This is a genomic window from Hyphomonas sp., assembly GCF_037969335.1.
In the GTDB taxonomy this organism is placed as follows: Bacteria; Pseudomonadota; Alphaproteobacteria; order Caulobacterales; family Hyphomonadaceae; genus Hyphomonas.
The window spans coordinates 1-3,826 of the sequence record NZ_JBBKXE010000024.1 but is presented as its reverse complement, the minus strand read 5'-3'; the positions used below and the strand labels follow the sequence as shown (position 1 = coordinate 3,826).

Genomic DNA, 3,826 nt, shown 5'->3' with positions numbered 1-3,826 from the left:
TCGTTGAAATGGCCGGCGGCGCGGTCGTGCAGGATACGACGGACATTATCGAAACGATTGAAGCGCAGATGCCGGACGGGCCGCGCGCCATTCCTGACGGGCCGGTGCAGGGCGTCGTGTCGCGCCTGCTGGACCTGTTTGCCGACGAGTGGCTGGTGATCCCGGCGATGCACTATCGGTGGAATTACAATGAAGACTGGACCTATGGCGAGTTCGGCCGGATGTCGGCGCCGGACGTGCCCCCCGCCGAGCAATATGCCATCGGCAAGAAGAATGGCGAGCGCTTCAAGGGCGCCGTGCCGATGCTGGGCGTCAACGAGGACACGATCCCCGGTGTCGAGGCAGCCTATGAGGCCTTCCTCAAGGACATGACCGAACATTTGCGCCATCACGCCTATGTGCTGGGCGACCGGCCGTCGCTGGGCGATTTCGCGCTGAACGGTCCGCTCTATGCGCACCTGCTGCGCGACCCCGAAAGCGGACGGCTGATGGAAAAGCTGGCACCCAAAGTGGCCGACTATGTGCGACGCGTGCAGGCTGGTGGAACAGGCGGCGGCGAGCTTGTGGCCGATGACGCCGTGCCGCAAACGCTGGAGCCGATCCTCAGCCAGCAGATGACGGAGCAGATGCCGACCCTGGTCAAGACGGCGGCCCTGTTCGGCGAATGGGCCAGTTCAGCGATCGCTGGCGCGGATGTGCCGCGCGGACTGGGCAAGATCGATTTCGAGACGGGTGGTTTCGAGGGCGACTGCGCGGCGCGGACGTTCCCGCTATGGCGCCTGCAGGCTGTGACCGATGTAATCGATGCGATGGATGACGGCGCCAAGGCGCGGTTGGCAGACTTGCTGGACCGTGTAGGCGGTTCGCCCTTGATGGATTTCAGGCTCCCGGCCCGCCTGGTGCGCCGCGATTGCCGGTTGAAACTGGCCTGATCCGGTTTGCTCAGTCGGCCAGCGGGAAGGAGACTGAGAAGCCGTCCTGAATATAGCCCCCGTGCGCCCGGTTGTGAGGCGTGCCCGGTTCTTCGAAATAGTCGAGGTCCGGGTGATGCCGGGTAACGAGGTCGCGTACCTGCGGCGTTAGCCCGTCGCGCATATGGGCGACAAGGGCCAAGGTCCACGGCACCAATGCCAGCACACGGTTGCCGTCAGCGACAGCGGTCTCGATGATCCAGCGTATGACGTCAGATTTTACCGGTTCCAGCGAAGGCGGGTCTTCGTCACGTCCGAACACGGGAAGCGTCTATCGTCTTCACTGCAGTGTCGCCTCCGGATCGGCATAAGGCGTGAACTTGAGGTCGTAGCCAAAGGGCTTGTCCTTGGGCGGGGCGTCCGGTTCGGTGGCGTAGATATCGACCTTGTCCGCGATCTTGAAGCCGAGATGGTTGCTGATCGCGACGATCATGTCGCCAGCTTCATCGGGATCTTTCGCCCAGGCTTTCATCGACAGTACGGACGGACCCGCCTCGGTCTTGAAATCGGCGTTCGGTTCAACGACGCGGCCATCGGCCACCATCGCGTAATGGGTGAAGGCGGTTTCGATTTCACCGTCGCTCAGCTTGCGTTTCCAGTCGTCGGGTGTGTTGTCGCTCATGACGTCACCGCGATGCAGTCGATTTCAAGGTGCGCACCGACGGCGAGGCCGGAGACGCCGACCGTGGCGCGGGCTGGTTTGGGATCGGGCAGGGCCGCCGCATAGGCGGCGTTCATTTCGGCATAGTCTTCCATGTCACCGAGATAGACGGTGCATTTGACGAGATCGGACAGGTCGGCGTCGAGTGTGTTCAAGGTGCGCTCCAGATTTGCAAAGATTTGGGTCGTCTCAGGTCCGGTGCCACCGGGCGCGATCGATCCGGTTTCCGGATCGATGCCGACTTCGCCGGCAAGATAGATCGTGGTGCCAGCTGTAACGGCCTTCGAGAAGGGCAGTTCCACGCCGCCAACAGTCATGCCGCCATAATGCGAGACGTTTGTGGCGAAATTGGTGTCGTCGACGTCAGCGGCGACGCAGCCGGTGAGGGCGGCGAGGGCCGTGCCTATCAGTGCATATTTGATCATGTCCGGGCGTCCTTCGATCCTGAGTTTTCCGCGATTGGTGCGCGTCAGGTGGTAGTCCCGGTCTTCCGCGCCCGCATTCCCTAGATCGTAGATGGCTGCGAGGCGGGGATGGGTGTAGTGGCGGTCGACCGGGACCATTTATTTCAATCCGTGCTAGCCGCGATGCATGGCGCAGATCTTGTTGCCGTCGGTGTCGCGCAGGTAGGCGAGGTAGAGTCGCATGCCCGTGCCTTCGCGCCAGCCGGGCGGGTCTTCAATCGGCTTGCCGCCGGCGGCGATGCCGGCTGCGTGCCAAGCGTCGGCCTGTTCCGGCGAATCCGCGGCAAAGCCGATCGTGCCGCCATTGGCGTGGCAGGCAGGCTGGCCGTCGATGGGCGGCGTGACGAGGAAGGTGCCGCCATTGTGGATATAGATCAGACGGCCCTTGGGATCGACAATCGCCTCGCGACCACCAATCGACTTGAACAGGGCGTCATAGAGTGTCTTCGATTTTTCGAGATCGTTGGTGCCGATCATTACGTGACTGAACATTTGTATTCGTCCTTACTGTTGAAGCCTGAGTTATAAATTGCGAACTTATTATGCGCCAGCCACCGACCATAATATGGCTGTACACTTTTCCAATTCCTGCGGTTCGACTGCTCCCAACCTGCATGAGCCCGTGGGAAGACGCCAGCATGAATAATAGCGTGATCCATTTTGCTTCGTCGGTGAACCGAAGTCATTTCGAAGCGTTGATGCAGCCATAACCACCACTGGAGATCGCCCATGTCACTAATCAAGAGCAACAAGAAGAACGTCGTATTTTACTCAATGATTGTCGTTGGTGCGATAATGGTTGCACTGGGCGTCGCGCCGGCGCCGAATATCATACCACCACCTATCGTGACCGGATTTGGCTTCTGGATTCTTGCCTGGGGCATGAAGTAGTCTCTGGCAAACTGCCTTCTAGTACACCACCACGCTCCGAATGCTTTCGCCGGAATGCATCAGGTCGAAGGCGTCGTTGATTTTTTCGAGGCCCATGACGTGGGTGATCATCGGGTCGATCTGGATCTTGCCGTTCATGTACCAGTCGACGATCTTCGGCACGTCGGTGCGGCCCTTGGCGCCGCCGAAGGCCGTACCGCGCCAGTTGCGCCCGGTGACCAGCTGGAAAGGCCGTGTACTGATTTCCTTGCCGGCCTCGGCGACGCCGATGATGATCGACGTGCCCCAGCCGCGATGGCAACATTCGAGGGCCTGGCGCATGACATCCGTGTTGCCGGTGCAGTCAAAGGAATAGTCGGCGCCACCATCGGTGAGGGCGACGATCTCGGCGACGACGTCTTTCGTGTTCTTCGGATTGACGAAATGGGTCATGCCGAATTTCTCGCCCCACTCCTTCTTGGAGTCGTTGATGTCGACGCCGATGATCTTGTCGGCGCCGGCCATCTTCGCGCCCTGCAGCACGTTGAGGCCGATGCCACCGAGGCCGAATACAACGACATTGTCGCCGACCTGGACCTTGGCCGTATTGGTCACTGCGCCGACGCCGGTGGTGACGCCGCAACCGATATAGCCGGCCTTGGCGAAGGGCGCGTCGGTGCGGATTTTTGCGACGGCGATTTCGGGCAGGACGGTGAAGTTCGAGAAGGTCGAGCAGCCCATTTAATGGTAGATGGTCTGGCCCTTGTAGGAGAAGCGGCTGGTACCGTCCGGCATCAGGCCCTTGCCCTGCGTCGCGCGGATGGCGGTGCAGAGATTGGTCTTGCCCGAGAGGCAGCTTT

General features: G+C 60.9%; 6 protein-coding genes and 1 pseudogene. 2 read left to right on the top strand and 5 right to left on the bottom strand.

Annotated elements, in window-relative coordinates; genetic code table 11:
- Nucleotides 1-932 (top strand): hypothetical protein (locus tag AADA04_RS01690; protein ID WP_340691497.1); only part of this gene is annotated, 932 nt, incomplete at its 5' end.
- Between the two features lie 10 nt (nt 933-942).
- On the opposite strand, the gene AADA04_RS01685 is transcribed toward AADA04_RS01690, so the two are convergent.
- Genes AADA04_RS01685 through AADA04_RS01670 form a run of 4 tightly spaced genes read right to left on the bottom strand, consistent with a single transcriptional unit; the run spans nt 943 to nt 2,588 of the window.
- On the bottom strand, nt 943-1,233 hold the full coding sequence (locus AADA04_RS01685) for a hypothetical protein (protein ID WP_340691496.1): 291 nt from the start codon (nt 1,231-1,233) through the stop codon (nt 943-945).
- A gap of 18 nt (nt 1,234-1,251) precedes the next feature.
- Nucleotides 1,252-1,593, bottom strand: a complete 342-nt coding sequence (locus tag AADA04_RS01680; RefSeq protein ID WP_340691495.1) for a hypothetical protein — start codon at nt 1,591-1,593, stop codon at nt 1,252-1,254.
- Nucleotides 1,590-2,195 carry a Rid family hydrolase gene (locus tag AADA04_RS01675; RefSeq protein ID WP_340691494.1) on the bottom strand — a complete coding sequence of 202 codons (606 nt, stop codon included), beginning with the start codon at nt 2,193-2,195 and terminating at the stop codon, nt 1,590-1,592. Before AADA04_RS01675 ends, AADA04_RS01680 begins: the two co-directional genes overlap by 4 nt.
- A gap of 15 nt (nt 2,196-2,210) precedes the next feature.
- Complete coding sequence (locus AADA04_RS01670) at nt 2,211-2,588, bottom strand: VOC family protein (RefSeq protein ID WP_340691493.1); 378 nt, start codon at nt 2,586-2,588, stop codon at nt 2,211-2,213.
- Nucleotides 2,589-2,825: 237 nt separating this feature from the next.
- Between AADA04_RS01670 and AADA04_RS01665 the strand changes: the two genes are divergently transcribed.
- Entirely contained in the window at nt 2,826-2,987 is a 162-nt protein-coding gene (locus tag AADA04_RS01665; protein ID WP_340691492.1) for a hypothetical protein, read from the top strand.
- An 18-nt stretch (nt 2,988-3,005) separates the two neighbouring features.
- On the opposite strand, the pseudogene AADA04_RS01660 reads toward AADA04_RS01665, so the two are convergent.
- A pseudogene (locus AADA04_RS01660) lies at nt 3,006-3,826 on the bottom strand (zinc-binding dehydrogenase); the annotation flags it as partial.

Coding starts and splice junctions, on each gene's coding strand:
- AADA04_RS01680 (WP_340691495.1), bottom strand. CDS start 1,593: ATGAGCGACAACACACCCGACGACTGGAAACGCAAGCTGAGCGACGGT.
- AADA04_RS01675 (WP_340691494.1), bottom strand. CDS start 2,195: ATGGTCCCGGTCGACCGCCACTACACCCATCCCCGCCTCGCAGCCATC.
- AADA04_RS01670 (WP_340691493.1), bottom strand. CDS start 2,588: ATGTTCAGTCACGTAATGATCGGCACCAACGATCTCGAAAAATCGAAG.
- AADA04_RS01665 (WP_340691492.1), top strand. CDS start 2,826: ATGTCACTAATCAAGAGCAACAAGAAGAACGTCGTATTTTACTCAATG.